The 21,341-nt window shown below is 48.1% G+C and carries 15 protein-coding genes; 3 read left to right on the forward strand and 12 right to left on the reverse strand.

Annotation, left to right across the window (positions count from 1 at the left end; translation table 11 throughout):
* Window positions 1-115 precede the first annotated feature (115 nt).
* The 12 genes from K9N57_10780 to glgP form a co-directional block, all read right to left on the reverse strand.
* The gene (locus tag K9N57_10780; GenBank protein MCF7804666.1) at window positions 116-889 is read right to left on the reverse strand and encodes a hypothetical protein; all 774 of its coding nucleotides are present in this window, start codon (window positions 887-889) and stop codon (window positions 116-118) included.
* 923 nt (window positions 890-1,812) lie between these two features.
* A complete protein-coding gene (locus tag K9N57_10785) occupies window positions 1,813-2,850 on the reverse strand; it encodes a 6-bladed beta-propeller (GenBank protein ID MCF7804667.1) in 1,038 nt (345 codons plus the stop codon).
* On the reverse strand, window positions 2,840-3,424 hold the full coding sequence (locus K9N57_10790; protein ID MCF7804668.1) for a hypothetical protein: 585 nt from the start codon (window positions 3,422-3,424) through the stop codon (window positions 2,840-2,842). The genes K9N57_10785 and K9N57_10790 overlap by 11 nt, the downstream gene beginning before the upstream one ends.
* Before the next feature lie 38 nt (window positions 3,425-3,462).
* Window positions 3,463-3,720: a hypothetical protein gene (locus tag K9N57_10795; protein ID MCF7804669.1), complete on the reverse strand. Its 258-nt coding sequence runs from the start codon at window positions 3,718-3,720 to the stop codon at window positions 3,463-3,465.
* 115 nt (window positions 3,721-3,835) lie between these two features.
* Entirely contained in the window at window positions 3,836-4,084 is a 249-nt protein-coding gene (locus K9N57_10800) for a hypothetical protein (protein ID MCF7804670.1), read from the reverse strand.
* Window positions 4,085-4,286: 202 nt separating this feature from the next.
* Window positions 4,287-5,759 (reverse strand): sigma 54-interacting transcriptional regulator, encoded by a 1,473-nt coding sequence (locus K9N57_10805; protein ID MCF7804671.1) that lies wholly within the window; start codon window positions 5,757-5,759, stop codon window positions 4,287-4,289.
* A gap of 34 nt (window positions 5,760-5,793) precedes the next feature.
* The gene (locus K9N57_10810; GenBank protein ID MCF7804672.1) at window positions 5,794-7,140 is read right to left on the reverse strand and encodes a TolC family protein; all 1,347 of its coding nucleotides are present in this window, start codon (window positions 7,138-7,140) and stop codon (window positions 5,794-5,796) included.
* Entirely contained in the window at window positions 7,137-10,247 is a 3,111-nt protein-coding gene (locus tag K9N57_10815; protein MCF7804673.1) for an efflux RND transporter permease subunit, read from the reverse strand. Before K9N57_10815 ends, K9N57_10810 begins: the two co-directional genes overlap by 4 nt.
* Window positions 10,248-10,250: 3 nt before the next feature.
* Window positions 10,251-13,424 carry an efflux RND transporter permease subunit gene (locus K9N57_10820; protein MCF7804674.1) on the reverse strand — a complete coding sequence of 1,058 codons (3,174 nt, stop codon included), beginning with the start codon at window positions 13,422-13,424 and terminating at the stop codon, window positions 10,251-10,253.
* A gap of 177 nt (window positions 13,425-13,601) precedes the next feature.
* The gene (locus K9N57_10825) at window positions 13,602-14,858 is read right to left on the reverse strand and encodes an efflux RND transporter periplasmic adaptor subunit (protein MCF7804675.1); all 1,257 of its coding nucleotides are present in this window, start codon (window positions 14,856-14,858) and stop codon (window positions 13,602-13,604) included.
* A gap of 276 nt (window positions 14,859-15,134) precedes the next feature.
* A complete protein-coding gene (locus K9N57_10830; protein MCF7804676.1) occupies window positions 15,135-16,049 on the reverse strand; it encodes an MBL fold metallo-hydrolase in 915 nt (304 codons plus the stop codon).
* A 435-nt stretch (window positions 16,050-16,484) separates the two neighbouring features.
* Window positions 16,485-18,194 carry an alpha-glucan family phosphorylase gene (glgP, locus tag K9N57_10835; GenBank protein ID MCF7804677.1) on the reverse strand — a complete coding sequence of 570 codons (1,710 nt, stop codon included), beginning with the start codon at window positions 18,192-18,194 and terminating at the stop codon, window positions 16,485-16,487.
* A 226-nt stretch (window positions 18,195-18,420) separates the two neighbouring features.
* Here glgP and K9N57_10840 point away from each other — a divergent pair, with 226 nt between their 5' ends.
* From K9N57_10840 to K9N57_10850, 3 genes are read left to right on the forward strand one after another with little or no spacing between them, the layout of a single operon-like run.
* Window positions 18,421-19,806, forward strand: a complete 1,386-nt coding sequence (locus K9N57_10840; protein ID MCF7804678.1) for a TolC family protein — start codon at window positions 18,421-18,423, stop codon at window positions 19,804-19,806.
* A 14-nt stretch (window positions 19,807-19,820) separates the two neighbouring features.
* Window positions 19,821-20,462, forward strand: a complete 642-nt coding sequence (locus tag K9N57_10845) for a TetR/AcrR family transcriptional regulator (GenBank protein MCF7804679.1) — start codon at window positions 19,821-19,823, stop codon at window positions 20,460-20,462.
* The gene (locus K9N57_10850; protein ID MCF7804680.1) at window positions 20,459-21,334 is read left to right on the forward strand and encodes an efflux RND transporter periplasmic adaptor subunit; all 876 of its coding nucleotides are present in this window, start codon (window positions 20,459-20,461) and stop codon (window positions 21,332-21,334) included. The genes K9N57_10845 and K9N57_10850 overlap by 4 nt, the downstream gene beginning before the upstream one ends.
* The last annotated feature ends 7 nt before the right edge of the window (window positions 21,335-21,341 follow it).

Raw genomic sequence — 21,341 nt, forward strand, 5'->3', positions numbered from 1 at the left:
CGGAGTTGGTCGAAGGCTTTTTTGATATCGTGCATGAGGCTATCTCCTTGTTTTATTATGAGCTTAGCACCCATAATATACACAGGAGTAGCCTTCTGTACGAGTCTTTTTCTGTTCATTGAGTTTCGCACAACGGGTTAATAAAAGTGTAAATAATGTCTTTATATACCAAAAACGTCTCGTCAATTTTACTAACGCTTTGGAAATACAATTTCTCAGTGTTGTTTGTATTGGCGAAATCGAACTTGCGTATTTTAATCATATTCAAATTAGTAAGGTCTAATTGCAGTATGGACTTTTCTGCACCATAGAACGGTATGTAAAGCATATCTCCGGAAATAAACGCATCAGCAAAAAGTGTTGCGGTGATGTACGGACTTGATTCTGGTTCGATATTACTATACTTATCCTCAATCTTATTAAGTCGCGGTTTTAACACCGGAAGAGATTCCAGGTTTAATTCATTCATGTGGCCATTTATCAAATCATAAAATCGAATTATCGGATATGTTTTTAACACAATAATCAAATAACGATCGTGATACAGTGCTAACTGTCTTCCTCCCCGGCTCGCCCGAAACCAGACTGATTTGTCGGACCGCCATTCCCCGATACCTTCAATAATATTTCCGGAATAATCGAGAACGGCTATTGGTTGCTCCCACAATGGAGTCGAGATATATATTGTCTTATTCTTGTTATCTACAGCTAATCGATTTATTACTCTTACCGGTAATCTAACCGATCGTAAATAATTTCCGTTCGTAGTTAAAAACAAGTTAATTCTTCTGTTTCCCTCATCAATAACAAATAGTGTGTCCCCCGTTATTGATGAGGCTCCTGGGCCAATAAATTCTCCCCTACCGCGTCCTCTCCGTCCGATGTTCATCGACCTTTTATACTCCTTATCGATTTTTACAACGCGATGATTGGAATAGTCAGAGAGATAGAAATGTTTATCATCCTTTGAAATCCATAACACGTTGGACAGATACGTCGAATCCGGCAGAGCAGGAAAGGTAGAACTCGGCGCAAAAACAGTCTCAGACTTCTCCGAATACTTAAAGTCAAACGAATGATATTCTTACGATTGTTTCTGACAACATAATAAAATTATTGCTGGCAATAGTGTAATGATCAACAAGGAATGAATTCTATCCATAGGACTCCTTAGTTTTTAATGATAGATGGTGAGAATTCTTATAGAAATTTCGGACAATGTTTTGGATGTCATATTTAATAATAACAGTATCTTAGCCACGAATAACACCCCGAGTATCCTATGTTTAAACCCAACCGAAGCCATACGCAAACCTAGGTGCGCGGGAAGTTTACGACGACGACTCGCGGCCTGCTTCGGGCGACTGGTGTGAATTTCGTGTGCATTGCCCGGTTCTTGGCTAATCCGAAAACCGACATGACCCTGGAACGACTCCAACCACGGGTGACCGATGCATTATATCATATGTTTCGACCTTTGTGTGGGTATTTCTCGCGGAATGTTGGAGCCTTCGACGGTTTTTCTGGAAAATGCATGCACATAGAGCGTTTTGAGTTTTTAGGCGGGATCCACTAAGATTTTTTAAAATATCTATGTTGAAATTTCTATATAGAGGTCAATAACGCAAGAATAAATAATTTTTGGAGTATAAGTATAATAGAATTTTCTCCAAACAAGCCACATCCACAACTAGAAATTTTTAACTTAAATAGAAACGAAACAGTAGAGATGGTTAATCCGATTGAAATTACTATAAAACACCCGTTGCGTGAAACTAAGCCAAGGCATGTTTCACACGACGGGTTATATGATCATAAATTTGACCATTCATCCGATAATCTATAAGTATATATCCAGTTCTGCCAAAGTACATATAATAATGAATCGTTTATTAGGGCAACCTTATGCCCCCTGCCGTTAAGCCTAATAGAATATAAGTATGATAAATTGTCAGAGCTGTAAAAATCTACATGTTCATGTTTTCTACTCGGGTTATGGCTTAAGATTGCTATTTGATTATTTGAAGATGTTAAATCGCTACAGCTTATTATTGCATTATGATCAACATAAGTAATTTGAATATTTTCCGCATACTCTTTATTGTAGATGGTTGGCTCTAAGTTACCATTTATTGTATATACGCCTATGAATGGGATAAAATTTTTATAAACAACCATTCTTCCAAGTCGAGTATAGGCTTGAAGTATATTTATCTCATCTAACTCGGCAAACTTTGACCCGTGGTAAATGTTGTTGTTTTTATGTTGTTCAAGAGGAATGTCTGATATCACACTGGAAGTATCACCAGTAACTATATCATATGAACTAATTTTTTGCAAAGGATATGATTCTGGACAATACAAGATATTTCTATCCCGAACTGATAGGATTCTGTAAGGCCGCATTGGTATTTTATATGTTTTGATACTATCCGAAAATAAAGGCCAAATTAATATTCTGCTGATCCGAGGATCCGCAAGCGCAACTAATGAATCCGATATATACATATCTGTAATTTGTATAGATTCACCCGGACCGTGTCCCATAGAAATCGTCATTGTTTTATAGACCTGTAACCGATTGGTCTCAAGATGCCGCTTTAATGAAATAATTTCATTACTCCCTCCGTCATAAATAAAAAGATTTCCTGAAGGAGTCGCACGAAAGAACCAAGGGTTTACAATATTCGAAAATTTAATACTATCATTTGGTACAGCCTGAACAACTGTTCGATTAGTTTGTGATTGAGTTTCAAAATGAATTTCTGCAGGATTTTCATTTTTACACCCAAGTAGAGATAAGATACTTAGCATACTATAAATAACTAATATAACTGATTTATTTTCCATTTCTAATTTTACTCGATTTTAAATAATTAAATAAGGAGTCTTTTGAAAATTCTATCTTGAAATCATCAATAATCGAATCATTTTTTGCAACTATCAAATAAGGAGTATGGAAGGTGTTAAATAAACTATACAGTTCATTTTTTATATTATTTTTATGATCTATAAATATGGGGACACTATTAGACAAACTTCCACCATAATCTCTCAATTTATCGATAGAAAAATCACCTGATATAATATAACTAACTGACTGAATTTGCCTGGCATCGATCTTTTCCAATTGAAGTTCAGCAACAAATTTACTGTTAAATAGATAATTGTAGCACGGACAATCATATGGAGTTGTAATGAAAAAAACATTAAAATTTGAATTTTGGTAAGACTGATTTTCACTCAATAAAAATGTGCTCTCCGGAAAGATGGAAATCTCAGATTCTCTCAAATTATTATCACCTTCGGACCCAAATAACAACAAGGCATTTAATAGGAAAAAACACGAAATAAAAACACGCAATCCTGGCACTACTAACTGCCAGGATTGCTTCTCAATTGAACTGAGTTCTATTTCGGTCATACAGATTAAGAGGCTAAAAACTATGCCGCCCTCCAAAATTAAGAGGAAGGGTTCAAATAGAACGTCGCTGATACGCTAACAGGCCCAGCTGAAACTGTAACTGTCGCACACATATCCTGGCCTCCAGGACATACTGAGCCAACTGCCGAAATAACAGAATCAACCATTTTATCCACTTTCGATTTCTCAGCAGCCTGAATAGTATCAATCCGGCTATTCGCACCTTGAGGAAGGGGAATACTTAACATCATGAACACCATTATTACCCCTGTTAATGTTCTCATTAAGGATTTCATAACTTACTCCTCCTTACTTTTGTTTTCTTAAAAAATCTGATATTTTGGTACTCTCTAAATATAAATATCTGATAGCAACACCTTGTTATCAACATTACATTAATGATTGTCAAAACTAATTTGGATTTTTAAAAAAAGTCAGAGTTGTACTCACAGTATCATCAGTAAAATTAATACTGGCACATTTAATTCCTCCTCCTGGACAAAATGAACCAAATATCCCTATTGCTTCCTCAACAAAATCTTGGTGTGGGTATTTTTCTGCAGCATGTAATTTTGATGTATGTCCATAGTTCTGAATGGATGAAGAGAGAGGATTGATTAAAAAGGTGATAACTATTGCCATAAAAATTCTTATTAACATAGTATAAATCTCCTATCTTTAAATTAACGTTATTTTTTTAATCACTTTATTTATCAGAGAACAATAATTATTCCAATTTTTACTTCAATATTATATATGATTGTTTTAATTGAACTTATAGATTATTTAATAATCGATACAAAAGATTAATATAGTACTTGGTTTTCTCTATAGGTTGATTCGTTCTCACTATAAGCAGATTTTAATCCGGTTGTAGTTTGTTCTTATATAAAAAATTCAAAAATTGTTTATATTCCTTTGCGGAAAGATTGAATTGCTGTATTAATTTCTTATAGGTTTTCACTTCCTCAATCCCTCTGGCAATCACAGCTTGCACCTCGCTACGCTTGAGGTCTCTCGCCATGTACGGCTCCTTCACCACCTCCCAAAAGCTCTCCCCTTCTTCCACCATCTTATGATAAAGTCGGTCATGGATAGAGCGTTCTTCCATGTTTTTCTTGTGATTCGGAGTTGATCCATACGGTAAGAGTTGGGCACGCACCTCTTTGTTCGAGACCCTGCCCTGGTCAACGTACATGGAATAAATATTCTGTATTACCTGATGCAACTCCCGCACATTCCCGGGCCAGTGATATTCCCGGAGGAGGTGCCATACGCTTTTATCGAGGACAGGGATGTCATCCGAACCCTTGCTATGCTGGCGCAGGAAAGCACGGGTAAGGTGCTCAATCTCTTCCGGGCCGCGCTCCCGCAATGGCGGCAGGACGATCTGACTCCCCTTTAAGCGAAAATAGAGATCCTGCCGCAGTGCGCCGGAGGTTAACAACTCCTCCGGAGAACGATTTGTCGCCGCAATCATCCGGACATCCACCCTCTCCGGCGTGTCCTGTCCCACGGGATACACTTCGCCATTCTCCAGCACTCGCAACAACATACTCTGAACTCTCGGAGACAATACTTCCAGTTCGTCCAGCAATAGCGTGCCTCCGTCGGCAGTGCGGAACAGCCCTTTTCGGGAACGGGTGGCTCCGGTGTAACTCCCCTTCCGATGGCCAAACAGGGTACTCAAAGCCATGTTATCATCGGTTAACTGTCCGCAGTTATAGGCGACAAATCTGTTCTCACTGCGCCCGCTCAACAGGTGCAATGCCCTGGCGATCAGTTCTTTGCCGGTTCCCGTTTCGCCGACTAAAATTACAGGTACGGTCATCTGAGATATACGATCCGCCATCTCCAGCGCTTTATTTACCCCGACCGATTCTCCATAGATCGTGACCGGCTCCCATCCTATCTCCTCACTTTTTGAAGCCAACTTATACCGCAAATACCACGAACGATACCAGCGTCGAAATGCACGAAGGCTTTTTTCGGGCGGCTTGGCATTCCAGCCAATCCAACCGGCCGGTTCCTTTCTCCACCCGACAGGAGCAATCGCCATCCCGGATCTTTTGTGACCATTGCCATTAATCCCGGGCATGTGATGATCACACCTATTCTTATCCTTCCACAAAATATCGTAATCGACATTTCCACTAACCTCTTCCTGCACCCACAGGCAACATGCACTTTCACCAACCCGGCCATGAAACCCGTGCATGATATATCTGACAATCTCCTGCCAGTTGTTTAACGGCACCGGAGGGTAATCGTCTGCCATGAAAGAAAAAGACCGTTCTTGAATATTCTGTATTCGGGTAACGGATATTTTTCTCATATCTGGGCTCCTTGCGTAATACTTGCCGCAGAGATCATTGTCCCTCAACCTCATCCCACTTCCCGGTCAACAGCTCATATCGAAATGCGGTTTTTGTCAGCTGGTATTTAGCCGTGACAGCAGACCGCCGGGCATTCAGATAGGATTGGACTGCGTTCAGATAATCACGGAAGGCCGTAATCCCCGCACGATAATTTCTCCGTTCATACGCATGGATGGCTTTGTAATCGGCGATATTCCGGCGCCGGCGCGTATAATTGCGGAACTGTGTTTCATACAAATTGCAAATTTCAAATACTTGCCGATACGCATCCTGGCGTTGCTTTCTGAGGTCTTCCGATATCGTCCGGATCTGGCTCGTCCGTCGCTCAATTTCTATTAATTGTGCGCTTTGATTATAAAGCGGGAACGACACCTGGAGACTCACCGAGGTATTCCAGTTTCGGGCAAAATTCCCGTATACCTCTTCCAACCTGCGGTTGCCGCGTTGATATTGTGTATTCAGGTTGAGTCCCGGAAACATCTGCCACCGGGCTTTTTTCCGCTCAAGTTTAGCTGTCTGTAATCCGGCTGTCAGTTCCTGTGTGGCAGGATGTGTGTTGACAACAGCATCGAAATCCGTTTGCGCTCCAATGGTTGAATCGCCGGGTACCGCGGGCGGGATAAACACCGTCGAACCGGCCAACTCCCTCCCCATAATATTCATTAGTGTAAACCGAGACTGCTTGTACCTGCCCGCCTGTCGAGAGATTTCCGTCTCCTTGTTTCTGATCTCCACCTGAATCCTGCGTAAATCTATCGCCGGTTGCAATCCTTCGTCGGTCAATCCCTTGATGAAATCCCGCTGCCGGCGAAGATAACGAAGCTCCTCCCGGGATATTTCCAGGATTTCCTTTTGCTCCAGCAGGTCGGTAAACCCGGTAAAGGCTTGCTCTAAAACCTGGCGTTGAATTTTTACCAGCGATGATCGTCTGGCCTTGTACCGCGAGTCTAGTATTTCGGATGTCCTGTGACGGTTGCCCCAATCGAATACGGTATAGGACATGGAGACACCTGCTGAATGATACCCAAATGTCTGTCCTTCCTGCCGGAAGGATTGAGCGCCAAGATAGACTTCTCTGGGACCCTGTTGGTTTTGCGAAGTGGATAGAGCGAAAGAGATCTCTGGCAAATAGTCGCCGATATGCAACTGCTGCATCGTGCCGGCCGTTTGGAGTTCCGCTCTGGCTTTCGCAATGTCCGGGCTATGCTCCACGACCGCCGAGGCAATCATATTCCAGGTCAGCGTATCCTGGGCATTTAGCATTGTTATGGGAACCAACAATGCCATTGGGACAACCACACAGCGAACCCAAATTTGTATGCAAAATTTCCGACTCATGTGTCTTCTCCTGCTGAGAAACTTATTGTTCTCTGGTGCCTGTTGAATTTTTCAATACTGACGTAGATAAGCGGAATTAAGGTGACGGTAAACAGCGTAGAACTCACTATGCCCCCGATGGTGATAAAACTCAACTCGGCCAGAATATCGGAGAACATGGAGGAGCCGCTCTGTATCAGGAATAGCGGCAGCAACCCACCGATGGTGGTTACCGTAGTTATAATAATAGGGCGAATTCGCTGAATGGCGCCCGCCACCGCGGCTTCAGTTACCGGCATCCCGGATTTGTGGAGCGAGATAATCCTGTCAACCAGGATGATGGCATTGTTCACCACGAGACCGGTGAGCAGTATGAGACCGATATACCCGTTGACATCGAAATCCCGGTGAAAAAGGACGTAGGAATAAAACACGCCTATCAGAGAGAACGGTACGCTGAAGAAGATGACCAGGGGATGGCGGAATGATTCATACAGGGAGGCCAATATCATATAAGTTCCGGCTGCCACAATAAGAATAAGCAAGAGCAGATCAGACTCCTCTTCCTCTGTTAAGAAACCCCACTGCTGTTCCATTAGATGATATCCCGGCGGCAGCGACAGATTATTTACAATACCGCGCGTATGTCCGGAGTTTAACTGAGTCGGCCCCCGGTATTCCCAGGCAATGGTAAATTCGTATTGTTGGTTCCGCTTATCGATCCAGAGCGGGACCGGTTCCTTTTGAAACGCGAAAAGATCCTGCACCCGCTGCTCTCCGCCACCGGGTGAAGTGAGAACAGATTGCTTCACCGATGCAACCTGCGGCAAGGACTCCCCGGAAGTCACATGCAGACGAATCCGGTCCCCGCCGATGGGAAGTTCGTCGTAGGCTAACTCCCGCCGCACCTCAAACGCCAATTGCGATTGAAGGTCGCGGTAAGTCCACCCGGCTTTCCAAATATCCTGCAAGGCCGATTTCATAGAAATTTGGTCCTGCTCTGCCAGATACAGACTCCGGGTCGACGGTGCAATTAATCCCTCACTGACCCGCGGTGACTCTTTGGCCGTCTCTAATATCGATTCACATATCTTCCATAACTCATCGTATTGCGGACCCCGCACCTGGAGGCGCGTATTATAGAATGGCGTCACCTTGTACCCGCCGTTATAATACGGGAGCCCGAACCCGGTTACATAGATTCCGACGCCGGCATAATTGACCGCCTGGGTGACCAGGGATTCCTTCAGGATATACGGCTCAGCTTTCCGGTGCAGGGAATCGGGTATGCGTACCTGAATATTCACATACGCCGATTGGGAATTAACGGTAGTGGAGACATCCGCCGGAACCCCCGAATCCCGGATTTGGTTCTCGAATCCTCTGGCGATATTATCCAGCATGTCGAGCGTGGTACCTCTCGGGGCTTCGATCCAGACATTCAGATTTTTATCTGAATTCCAGTTGTAGAATCCGCCCCGTTCCACGTTTCCGAGGAAGAGCATTACACTCCCGCCCGCGATGAGTATAATAACACTGTACACCATCCATCGATGCCGGATATTCCAGCGCACGAATTGGGAATAGTATCGGCTCAGTTTCCCTAACCGGGGCAATCGGCGTCCGGACCGGTTTTTCTTCTTTGGGAATCCGAAGGACATCAATACCGCCGGTATCAGAGTCATCGCAATGATGAACGAAACCAGCAGGGCAAAACCGAGTGCGAATGCTAAAGGTTTGTAGTACGCTCCAAGCCTGTCCTGAAGCAGCAGCAGCGCAAAAAACACGAACAACGTGGTCACCGTGCTGCCTATCAACGGATACGCCATCTCTTTGGTGCCGTTCAGGCAACTCTCCTGCATGGAATGGTCAAGCAGGCTCCTGCGCTGAATATTTTCCAGGACAACTACCGCATTATCCACAAGCAACCCGAAGACCAACGCGATCCCGGCCAGCGTCACTACATTGATCGTATACCCGGTGAAATACAGTAGGATACTGGCCCCGCAGAGGGACAGGAAGATCGCCGACATGACGATCAGCGCATAAGTCAGCCGGCGGAACAGAACGATCAGGATGCCAAAGACTACGGTTAAAATCACGCCGGCCCGGAGGTATAAGCTGTGAAGTTCCCCTCGTAATTCGTCTGCTCTGTCACTCGTGATCCGGAGTTGGCTTCCCCGGGGTAACCGCTGTTCCAAAGATGAGATAAGCTGCCGGACCTCCTGAGAAAAAGTTAGCGCATTATACCCTGGCGCTCTGTACACATCCACAGAGACCAGGGGATTATAATCATGGCGGGAGATGGAAACCGGGTCCTGATATCCAAGCGTAATCGAGGCAATGTCGCCCAATTGCCACCTGCCATCCCCCGTGACAGGGATTGCAGCAAGATCCTGCGGTGCCTGAGGCACGTGAGAAAACAAGAGTCTATAGTGAGCATTCCCTTTTCGGATATCACCCACTCCTGACCGCCGGACCGACTTCTGAATTGTCTCTGCGATATCATCCGGGTGTAACTCCAGCCCGTCCATGAACGTTTCCCGGAGGTCAACCCGCAAATGCACCGGAGAGCCGCCAAAAACCCGGACCGTCCCCGAACCGTCAAGCCCCTTTATCGCAGGCACAATAGTGCGATCCGTGAACTGCCGCAGTGTGGTGAGATCATATGGGCCGCTGAGTTCCAACGAGAGAAACGGCTGACGCTGGCGGAGATCTTCCCCGCCTTCGGCTCCCGGTTCGACGGTAAGAGTCACCTCAGGGGGGAGCGCGGTCCGCAGCGCGGCCACCTGTTCCTGCAACCTGGTGAAAGCATATTTCAGATTGATCTCTTCCGGGAATTCCAACGTCACTTCGGAATAGCCCACGCCGGTTGTCGAGGAGACATTCCGGACATCGCGGACCTGAGCAGCGATCTCTTCCAGTGGCATAGTCACTTCCCGCTGAACAATTTCGGGGGATTGCCTGCTCCAATGTGCCGTAATCCGGATGCTGGGGTATTCCCGGCGCGGCTGGATTTCAACCGGGAGTCGGCTCAAAGAGACACCGCCGACTATAATGATAACTACCATCGCAACGAGTACCGGCCGCGGATGGCGGAGGATCGATGTGAGGAATCGGTGCATCATCAGTTATGAGCCGTCCCCTCGGGTTGTGTGAAATTTCTCAAACACTTCGTACAGCACAGGAGTATAAACCAACGTCAGAACGGTGGTAAAGAGCAGCCCGCCAACAATAGTTGAAGCCAAAGGCGTGGTAAACGACCCGCCGCCAACCCCGAAAAGCATCGGTATCATCGCGAAAATGGTGGTTAGCGAGGTCATCAGGACCGGCCTGAATTTTTCCCGGCTGGTTTGCAGGACCGCCTTACGAAGCGGAAAATTTTCGTTCGTGCGCAAATAGTTGATGTAATCCACTTTGACAATGGCATCGTTCACACCAATCCCGATCAACATGACCATACCGATTAGCACAATCACATTAATCGACTGCTGAAACAGGAACAGGCCGCACACCGTTCCGATCAATCCCATTGGCACGGTTAGCAGAATGTTCAATGGATGGATCAGCGACTCAAACTGCGCGGCAAGTAACAGATACACCAGGATCACCGCAAACAGCAACGCCAGCCCCAGCTCGCTGAACGATTGTGCTATGCGTTGGCTCTCTCCGCCAACCGTGACCTCAATTCCCGGGGTATTCCGGCTCCGTTGCCATTGTAAAAAATCCGCAACAATACGACTCAACTGATGCGGAGATGCATCCGCCTGAACGGAGATCACCCGCTTTCTGTTCACCCGGGTGATGTCCTGGATCGCGGAACCCGGCTCCGTTTGTACCAGTTGACCCAACGCCGGCCCGTACGCATTGACTCCCGTCGGAAACGCCAGTATCCGTGCTAATTCCGGGGATTCGTTGGTATTCCACAGAAGATAGACAGGGACTTTCTCAGCCCCATCCTGCCAGTCTCCCACCTTCAATTCCCTGACCTGCTGGCGGAGGAGATCATGGATAAACCCCGCAGTCACTCCATATCGGGTATGGGCGTTCTCGTCGGGTTTCAGAACAAAAACCGGCGACCGGCTATTCGAAAAACTGGCGATATTCCTCGCATTGGTATGTTCTCGTAAATAATTCTGAATTTTCTGCGAATGAAGTCGTAACTGCTCGGTCTGGTCGCCCGAAATATAGATCACCAAATTTTTCTCCCGTCGATGGAGAAACTCACCCTGCAGATTGTCACGTGATTCAACCGTCATCCCGGTCGAAGGAAGCGTAATCCGGCTCCGGATCTCGTCTTCAAAGGCTTTTTGCACAAACATCGGTTCGTGCAGGTACAGGGTAAACGATACGTGGTATTGACCGGCGGATTGCCGCGACTGCACTGCGTTTCCGGCCACTGCTTCTCTGGGATCGAGAATCTGGGTAAGGACGTGGTCGGCTTCCGGTAACCGGAGTACATTTCCCAGAGATGTGAAAACCTGTGTGCGCACCCGGGCATACGGCGTTGATGTCGGGACTTCCAGCGACGCCGTGACGATGGTATGCGGGATATCCGGCCAGTATCGTTTGGCCAATCCGGAATACGCCCACAAAGCAATCACGAGTATAACAACAGCAACAAGCCCGGATTTCACCTTATTATTCAGAGCCCATACTACGGAAGTATGGTATCGATCTTCGGCCGCTGCATACAGCGACTGAAAACTGCGGTCAACCGGTGATGCCAGGATTTGTAATCCTCGTCCACACCACCTGCCGGCCCGTCGGATGCTCCCGGCAATACTCCGGTAACCTGTCCAGAATAACCTGGAAATCCTGTTGGACCCCGGAACGCTCCGACCGGAAATTTTCTTATCGGCATTGGTATTTTTCTGACTGGACTGACGGACAAAAACACGAATCGCCGTCGGTAACAGCGTGAGTGCAGTGAAAAGCGAGACAATAAGGGTATAGATGAGCACAATTGCCTGGTTTTGAAACAGGACTGATGCATACCCCCGCACATAGATGATGGGAAAAAATATTGCGATGGTGGTCATTGTGGCGCCGAGAATTGCCCGGGCCACCTTCGCCGTCCCGGAGAGTACGGGCTCGGAGGCACCTCCGGACTCAATATCTCTGGCAATGGATTCGGTGACAATAATTCCGTTGTCCAGGATGAGCCCGATTCCTAGCGCCAACCCGCCGAGACTCATGAGGTTGAGCGTAATATCCTGGATATGGAGCGCAATGAGTGTCACCAAAAAGCTCACCGGGATGGCAATACTCAGAATTATGGAGAGCCGGATCTGTCTCAGAAAAAGCAGCAGAATACAAAACGCCAGGATCGCCCCGAATAAGATAGCCTGCTGCACGCTGTGAATTCCCTGTGATACGAATTCTCCCCGGTTCTCCAGCACCCTGATGGAAATATCCGGATACTGATCCCCCAGAACTTTGATGAGTTCGGTGGCGTGTTCAGTGGCCCGTATGGTATTCGCCCCGGCCTCCTTGTGGAGGTTCATGATGATCACCTGGCTGGAATCGTAGTAGGCTACGGAGCGCAGGGGGAGAGGTTTCCTGACTAACTTCGCGACATGTTTGAGCCGGAGTTCCGGTCTGTCCGGCGATATTGGCATCTCCCGGAAATCCGAAAACTGCTCAACCGCGATATCGACTGTAAGGGGATACTCGGCAAAACCGGAGGCGACTCTGGCGCTCACCAGATTGTCCGGGATATTTTGACGCAGACTTTGGACAAGTTCCTGCGGTGTAATGCGGTATTGCCTGATTTTATCCGGTTGCACCTGAATCTGCACCGCCGGTTTCACCGCGCCAAGCAGTTGGGCGCTGGCGATCCCCTCGACCTGAGAAAACCGCGGCTGGAAAACATCCCGTGAGAGCTCGGCCAATGCGGAGAGAACCTGATTGTCACTGGAAACGGCGAGTTTCATCACCGGGGCCGAATTGGGATTAAAATCCATGATATACGGCCGTTCAGTCCCCTCCGGAAATTGTGCACGAACGGCATCGATCTTTTCCCGGATTCGAAGAAGGGTGAACTGGAAGTCACTCTCCCAGGTGAATTGTGCTTCCACAAGCGAAACGTCTTCTCTGGAAGAGGAGACGATATCCTGAATCCCCGACAACGATGCTAATACTTCCTCCAGAGGCTTGGTCACGTGTTGCTCTATCTCTTCCGGCGATCCCCCGGGGAACCGGGTGACGATAAAGTATTCCGGATATTCAATATCCGGCAGCAGTGCCGTTTCCAGTTGCTGAAATGCCCGAACTCCGAACAGACACAGCGCGAGCGTCAACATAAAAACTGCTATAGGCCGGCGAATTGCGAATTGTATTATACTTTTCATCTGCCGTACATGTTAAACGTTCGTTTTCTAACGCGGATTGCAACCCGGAGAATTTTCAATAAGCCTGAAACTCCTTGCCGGATACTCTGAATTTTCGTACTACTGCTGTACCGATGTTAGAACTGTATATCAGTTACTGTTGGACTGTCTTATCTTGTTTGGGTTCACCATGCGGAAATTCACGGGTGAATCGTGTGCCAGCGTGTAATGTCCCCTCACGATGACAGTATCCCCGGGAGCAATTCCGCTTTGAATTGAAACCATCCGTTTGTTTTCCGGACCGGTTTCGATATAGCGCCATTTGGCCAGCCCGTCCTGCACTATAAATACCAAATCCCGCTCATTGCGGGTCAGCACCGCTTCCTTCGGGACTACTAGCCTGTCCGGAAACCGCGCCTTCCTCACCTCGATCTGTAAATGTTGACTTGCTTTCCAGAGATGATCCGGATTCGGCAGGATCGCAAACGCTTCGGCAGTTCGCGTCTCTTCATCTATGGCCGGGCTTATTCCATCGATTTTTCCCCGGGCAATGACTGACCCGTCATTTGCCAGTATCCGGAAAGGGGTGCCGGGAGTGACATCCCTGAGATTGCTTTCCAGGATATCTATCGCCACCTGCAACGTATCCAGGGATGTAAGTGTCGCAAGTTCCGCTCCGGTCTGAATCAGTTCCCCGCCGGAACCGGTGACCCCGAAAAGAATGCCGGAGAAAGGCGCACGAATTTCTGTCGAGGTCAAATCCCGTTCCGCCTGCCGGACATCCGCGTAGGCGCCGGGAACATCATGTCGCGCAAGGACCATATATTCCCGATTGGTGAAAACCAGTGCGCCGGAATCCGAATCACCGCCAAGTCCCGAACCCAATCCGGCTTTCAGCCCGGCGGGAATTTCCTTATTCCCATGTAACGCAATTAATGGCAACGGATCTATGGCTGGGGAATGCAATACGTCGTTGAGATAGTCCGAGAGGAATTCGGCTTGCGGAGTACTGTCCGCCCGAAATTCCTGAACCGCAGCACTTAAGGACCGGATGAACGTACTTCGTGCCCGGATCAACTTATCCTGGTATGGAGCGGTGTGGAGTTGAAGGAGCAAATCTCCGGTTTTCACTTCTATCCCGTTTTTCATGAGAACTGAAGCAACCCGCCCCTCCACCGGGGCGACAATAGTCGTCGATTTCAATGGTTGGAATGTGCCAATCGTAGAAATATACTGCACCATAGTATCTCTTGTGGCGCGTATTGCGGACACAGGCACTGCCTCGCCCTGCGCTGTCCCTACAGAGATTTCCCGGGTATCTTGCGATTCAACACCATTCTGTTGCTCCCCTTGACATCCGAACAGAAAAAAAGCAAGTAACCCGGTTAACACTAACCGAGCACTCATTACTTGCTCCGTTTTATTTGATTAACAGATCGTACAAATATTGAACACTGTTTTGTAGATTACAAATTAATATAATGAACCGCAAGAAAAAGTGAGGGAAACAGGGAAGTTCCACTCGTAAAATTCCCTGGTCAGCAAACTACGCTGAATCAAAAACTATACAGTAACACGCACTCACGTTAACACAATAACACTCTTCTTAATACATTTAACTTCAAGGGTAATCGCAAAAATGATCACATATACTTTAAGATACTCTCCCAATCCGCCCACGACTCAGACCAACACTTCCAGCCCTTCCCGGGCGGCCCGGCACGGGATATCGTGACCAGCGCGCTTGAGAATTCCTATGGTCTGGGTTTCGATCTGTTTGACCATATCGTCGGAATGAAGCGGCTCGTGGTGGAACAGAACCAGGGATTTGACGTTGGCGCGGATGGCCAATTCGGCGGTAAATTCGTATGAGGAATGCCCCCAGTCGATCTTCCGCTGGAATTCCTCCGGCGTATACTGGGTATCATGGATGAGTAAATCCACATCTTTAGCGAAATCAATGATGCGTTCATTCAAATCGTCAAAGTGCAGTTCAATGTGCTTGAAGGACTTCTGTTTTATTGCGTGGAAATACTCCTCGGTCGCCCACTCACCCAGGTGATGGCAGTGACCGAAGGGCTGATTGTCCGTGGCGTAGACAACCGTTTTTCCCTTCCAGTTGAAGCGGTACGCCATATTGTATCCGGGATGGTTTAAAAAGATGGTGTCGATACGGACATCCCCGATCCGGAAGGTGCCCTCTTCCACCTTGTGAAAACCGAGATTGGCATCCAGATCGCCCAGCTGGACGGGAAAATAGGTGGGATCCATCTGGTTGGCGATAATTTTTTCGAGTTCCTGGTTGGTGGATTCGTAGCCGAAAATGTTCAATTCATATTCCTTGCGGAACGCCGGCAGAAAAAATGGCAATCCCTGGATATGATCCCAATGATGGTGGCTGATCATCAAATTAAGCGTGCCGCTGCTTTGGCGTTTGAGCAGGTCTAAGCCCAGTAACCGAATTCCGGTGCCGGCATCCAGCACAAAGTGGTTGCCATCGACTTCCAGCTCCACACACGAAGTGTTGCCGCCATACTTCACCGTACCTGGTCCCGGAGTTGCGATTGATCCGCGAACCCCCCAAAACTTCACTTGCATGGACCGGCCCCTGCTACTGTCTGGTTATATTGGATTTGTAACGGATAGAAAGAATCTGTGTATAACACGCGTGTCAGCAATTGCTAATTATTCCAGTTAATTGACCGGTAATTCACGGCAGATAGTCTGATAATGTCAATGACAGGGGAATCCCGTTTTAGACATTGGAAAGAACCTTTCAAGGCGATTAATGATACCGTCCTGCAGAAAAAGATCCAAACAGTTCCTTCCGGTTCTCCTGCACCGCTTAAATAACGTAAGCCCCTTTGTGATTTATATCACAGAGATTGAGGAAATCTAAAACGATTTCCACCAAAAATAGAGCCTCTGGCCAGAAAACTATCCATCCTGCCATGGTGGGATGATTTTCTGGATGGTTGGATAATGATTGGAAAATAATACCGGCGACAGGTTCAGCCGCCGGACTGTCAAAAATCAGAAGCTATCGCTATACCCATATTCGACATATTCCCTGAGCATCCGGTGGGTGTTGAAATACGGTGTAATCAACGCAATACTGGTTTTCATCATCTCAACCCACTTCTCAGGCTTCTCGTAATAAGTGGGGATCACCTTTTCTTCCAGCTTACGGTACAGGTCTTCCACATCTTTGGACTCATCGTATTTTTCCATATCGGTCATGTCCGCACGGGGACCAATCGCCCACCCGGTTTTGTCCTCCAGGTGTCCTTCGATCCACCAGCCGTCCAGAATACTGAAATTCAACACACCATTAGATGCGGCTTTCATACCACTCGTGCCCGATGCTTCTCTGGGACGCTGCGGATTGTTCAGCCAGACGTCACAGCCACTGGTCAGCATGGCGCCGATGTCCATATTATACTCTTCCAGGTATACTACCGGAATTTCTTTCCCAAGCTTTTTGCCGCCCTGCACCACCCGCTGGATCAACTCCTTACCGGCGTTATCCTTGGGATGCGCCTTGCCGGCATATATAAACTGTATTTTTCCGGCCCCGATTTCCAGCAGGCGTTCGATGTCCGTAAACAGCAGATCGGCGCGCTTATACGTGGCCGCCCGCCGTGCGAATCCAACGGTGAGCACGTCTTCTTTCAACTCGGTTTTGTAGGTTTGATTTACGTAATCCAGGAGTTCGGCCTTCGCCGTGTTATGAGCCTTCCTGATTTCGTCGTCTGGAATTTTTAACGCATGAACAAAGACTGACGGATCGAACTGCCAGCCGGGCAATTTGTCGGTAAACAGATCCTGGAACGACTCGTGAATCCATGTCTGGAGATGGATGCCGTTCGTAATTGCCCCTATGTTTGGATCGTCCAGCATCTCCCGGGCTACCTTCCCGTGCATCTGGGAGACGCCATTCACATAGCGGCTCAGTTTGTGAGACAGCCGGGTCAGGTTCAAAGAGTGCCCGTGCCCAATAATGCCTTCCAGGTGTTCAAGATAGATAGGGTGCAAAACTTGTTTTAACAGATCGTAGGGAAACTCATCGTGTCCGGCTGCCACAGGCGTATGCGTGGTAAAAACACAATTTTTCTTAATTTTATCGTACGAGTTATACCCGCGCTCCCGAATCAATTCCAGGGCCAGCAGACTAGCATGGCCTTCGTTCAGGTGGTACACCTGTCCATTATTGAAACCGATATCCCGGAGAATTCTGATGCCGCCGATACCAAGAACTACTTCCTGGCACAGCCGGGTATATTCATCACCGCCGTAGAGATATTGGTTCAGGTTCCGGGCGTGTTCGGGATTTTCAGGCAGATTGGTGTCCAGGAAATACACCGGGACCGAGTATCCGGTCCGTCCAACGATTTTGTATTCCCACACCTCAATCCGAATACTTTCGCCACCGATCTTTACCCGGGCGTAATTGGGAAGCTTCCGTAATTTATTTTTGTAATCCCAGATGGCATTCTCTTCCTTCTGCCACCCGTTTTCATCGATTTCCTGCTTAAAGTAACCGTTCCGCCACAGCATGGTGACGCCGGCCATCGGAATGCCCAGATCTGCTGCCGATTTGAGCGTGTCTCCGGCGAGGACTCCCAATCCTCCGCTATAAGTGGGCATATCGCTCCGGAGAGCAATTTCCATGGTAAAATAGAAGATACTTCGTTTTGAATCGCCTGCCTTATTCGCTATCGGTTCAATTCCGTTTTTATTCATAATCAAGCCGTCTGTCTCCTCAAAAAAAGTTCAAATTTATGCGGCCCCTTCAGTCCGCAAGAATGTCAAATATAACAGCATTTACAGGAAATACAAGACCATTCCATCCAAAAAAGTTCCTGAGCTTCCATGAGAGATTTGATGTGATCTCTGGCAAAATCCGCTTGCATTCTAAAATTTTAACTATATATTTTAATCAAATGGTTAAACTATAAGGTTTATCGATATGGTTAACATATTTGAAAGACGCCAGAGTAATCGCCTGGGCAAAACCCTCAAAGTTATCTTCCTCCTTTTAATACTCCCATTTCCCCTGCATTCACTATTCGCACTGGATAGCCCTGATACCCTGACAATCGACTTGTCGCAGGCCCAATCCCTGGCGATGGAAAAGAATCCACAGATTCAGGCCGCACAGAAATCACAGACACAGGCCAATTCCCGCATCACTCAAGCCAGGGGACGATTTATGCCCCGGGTTTCAGCGTTCGGTAGTTACACGCATAATTTTGAATTGCCGGTTTTTACCATAGGTCTGACAGGCCAGCCACGCACGATGCGGGTCGGCACCGAAGAGAATATCTCCACCGGTATCCAGGTGGAGCAGCCGATTTATCTTGGCGGAGTAATCAGGTCCGGTTACGATGTCGCCAGAACCAGCGCGGCGCGAGCTACAAACCAGGTGGAGGTGCAGCAACAAGCCATCCTGATGGAAGTACGTCAAACCTTCTATCGATCCCTGCATGCCAGGCAGTTAATTCAGGTCTCCCGGGAAGCACTCAGGAATACCCGTCGCAATCTGGAAGTTGTGCAGCGGCAGGCAGACCTGGGAACCGCCAGCGACTTTGACGTGCTCCGTGCCAAGGTTCAGGTGGCCAACACCCGGCCGCGGCTGATTGCCGCCCGTCATCAGTACGAACAATCACTCACCGCGCTGCGCACGGCCATCGGCCTGGAACCGGATCAGCCGAGTATGGTCGAAGGCGAACTCCGGCAACGGCCGACCTCATGGGCCGACTCGTCCCTCACCTCTTTGCAAAACAGAGCATATCGCCACCGGAAGGAACTGGAAAACATCAGTCTGGAGCAGCAAATTCAGGAACAAAACCTGGCCATCGCCCGCGCCTCCCTGCTCCCGAAAATCAGTGCATCAACGTCCTGGCAATACCAACTGCAAAACGAGGAGATCCTGTTCGACCGGTCCGAGTATTACCGGAGTATTGCCGGGGGTATTAATATTTCCGTACCGATCTTCACGGGCTGGCAGAATAGTTCGAGCATCGCTCAGGCCCGGGTGGCGCTGAAACAGGTGGATGACCGGCGGCGCCAGGTACGTCACCAAATTGCCGCCGAGGTTGAAACCGCATATTACGCGTTAGTCCAGGCCGAGGAGCAGCTGGCATCGCAACAGGAAACCGTGGCGCAGGCCCGGAAAGGCCTGGAACTGGCGGAAGTCCGTTTCGCTGAAGGCACCGCCACCCAGCTGGATATCCTGAATGCACAGCTCGCTCTGCAGCAGGCGCAGTCCAATGAATCGCAATATCTGCTGCAATACAATATTGCCAGAGATCAACTATTGCATGCGATGAATATGCTGAAAATTGAAAGTTAGCAGGAGAATTGACGGTGAATACGCGCAAAGAGTATTTCGATGAAGGATCCCCTCAATCTGAAATACTGTACGCCGCGCTGGAGGAGTTCGTGCAGTTCGGCAAGAAGGGCGCCCGGATGCAATCCATTGCTGATCGGGCCGGCGTAAACAAAGCGCTCCTTCACTATTATTTTTCCAACAAGGAAAACCTCCACCAGGAGGTACTGCGCCGGATTTTCCAATATGCGTTCTCCCGCGTTTCTGCGTCGCTTGAGGAAGCCTCCGAACCGCGGGATCAAATGCGGGAACTCATCTCCAGATATTACGATTTTATTGCCGAATTCCCGGAACTGCCCCGGCTTATGATCCACGAGATTCACACTAATCCGGACGAAATCGTCGCCATGTTCTCACAGATATTCACGAGCAGAGAGGATCGAAATTATCCCCAGGCAATTTTCGAAGTGATTACGCAGGGGATACAAAAGGGACAGTTCCGCCAGGTCGACCCGCGACAATTCATGATTACTATTTTGAGTACCATTTTATTTTTCTTTGTCGCCAAACCCCTGCTCACCAAAGTAATCGGCATCGAAAACGAGGAAAAATTTATCATTCAGCGAAAAGCACATATTCAGGATGTCCTGTTAACGTACCTCGAAAGGGATAAAGCATGATGAAACACTTACCATTACTATTACTCGTTACCGCACTTATAGCATGCACTGGTGAGAATAACCAAACCTATACCACCACCGGTACGATTGAGGCCTACAAAATCGATGTCCGGGCATCTGCGCCGGGGAAAATTTTATATAATAAAATTCCTGAAGGCACTGAAGCAACGGAAGGTCAACTCTTTACAGTAATCGACACCACGGACTTTCACCTGCAAAAGGAGCAGCTGCTCTCAAAGATGGAGGGCCTGAATATTCAAATGCAATCTTTAAAGGCAAAAGAAGATCAGTTGGCGATTCGCCTGGATTTCCTGAATAAGCAGGTGCAACGCCTGAAAAAACTGGTGGCCAGCGCTGGCGCTTCGCAGGACAAGCTGGACGAAGTGTTGGTGGAGCGGGATGTCATCAAGTCCCAACTCGAGGATATCCCGGCGCAACGCCGGGCTACCCGGAACCAGCAGGAGCAGATCCGGAAACAGATGGCACAGTTGAATTATCGAATCGAAGAAGCCAGCATTACCGCCCCGGCGAATGGCACCATTCTCCAACGATATGTGGAAACGGGAGAGCGCATTCAGCCGGGACACCTGCTGGCCACCATCGGGATTACGGATACGGTGTGGACAATGATGTATCTCCCGGAGCCGCGCCTTTCCGGCATCTCCCTGGGACAGGAGATTCGGATTGGAATCGATGGCAGAGATACACCAATCAGTGGACGCGTGGAATGGATTGCGTCTGAGGCGGAATTCACGCCGAAGACGGTCTATACCGAGGATACCAGAACATCGCTGACGTATGCTGTCAAAGTGCAAATTCCGAATCCCGACGGTCTGCTGAAGATCGGTATGCCGGTGAAGCTGAGCCTATAGCCAAGAC

The sequence above is a fragment of the Candidatus Neomarinimicrobiota bacterium genome, from assembly GCA_021734025.1.
GTDB lineage: Bacteria > Fidelibacterota > JAANXI01 > JAANXI01 > JAANXI01 > JAANXI01.

Bases quoted from the DNA above. Each gene is read 5' to 3' on its own strand.
- K9N57_10780 (MCF7804666.1), bottom strand. From the start codon at position 889: ATGAACATCGGACGGAGAGGACGCGGTAGGGGAGAATTTATTGGCCCA.
- K9N57_10785 (MCF7804667.1), bottom strand. From the start codon at position 2,850: ATGGAAAATAAATCAGTTATATTAGTTATTTATAGTATGCTAAGTATC.
- K9N57_10790 (MCF7804668.1), bottom strand. From the start codon at position 3,424: ATGACCGAAATAGAACTCAGTTCAATTGAGAAGCAATCCTGGCAGTTA.
- K9N57_10795 (MCF7804669.1), bottom strand. From the start codon at position 3,720: ATGAAATCCTTAATGAGAACATTAACAGGGGTAATAATGGTGTTCATG.
- K9N57_10800 (MCF7804670.1), bottom strand. From the start codon at position 4,084: ATGTTAATAAGAATTTTTATGGCAATAGTTATCACCTTTTTAATCAAT.
- K9N57_10805 (MCF7804671.1), bottom strand. From the start codon at position 5,759: ATGAGAAAAATATCCGTTACCCGAATACAGAATATTCAAGAACGGTCT.
- K9N57_10810 (MCF7804672.1), bottom strand. From the start codon at position 7,140: ATGAGTCGGAAATTTTGCATACAAATTTGGGTTCGCTGTGTGGTTGTC.
- K9N57_10815 (MCF7804673.1), bottom strand. From the start codon at position 10,247: ATGATGCACCGATTCCTCACATCGATCCTCCGCCATCCGCGGCCGGTA.
- K9N57_10820 (MCF7804674.1), bottom strand. From the start codon at position 13,424: ATGTTGACGCTCGCGCTGTGTCTGTTCGGAGTTCGGGCATTTCAGCAA.
- K9N57_10825 (MCF7804675.1), bottom strand. From the start codon at position 14,858: ATGAGTGCTCGGTTAGTGTTAACCGGGTTACTTGCTTTTTTTCTGTTC.
- K9N57_10830 (MCF7804676.1), bottom strand. From the start codon at position 16,049: ATGCAAGTGAAGTTTTGGGGGGTTCGCGGATCAATCGCAACTCCGGGA.
- glgP (MCF7804677.1), bottom strand. From the start codon at position 18,194: ATGAATAAAAACGGAATTGAACCGATAGCGAATAAGGCAGGCGATTCA.
- K9N57_10840 (MCF7804678.1), top strand. From the start codon at position 18,421: ATGGTTAACATATTTGAAAGACGCCAGAGTAATCGCCTGGGCAAAACC.
- K9N57_10850 (MCF7804680.1), top strand. From the start codon at position 20,459: ATGATGAAACACTTACCATTACTATTACTCGTTACCGCACTTATAGCA.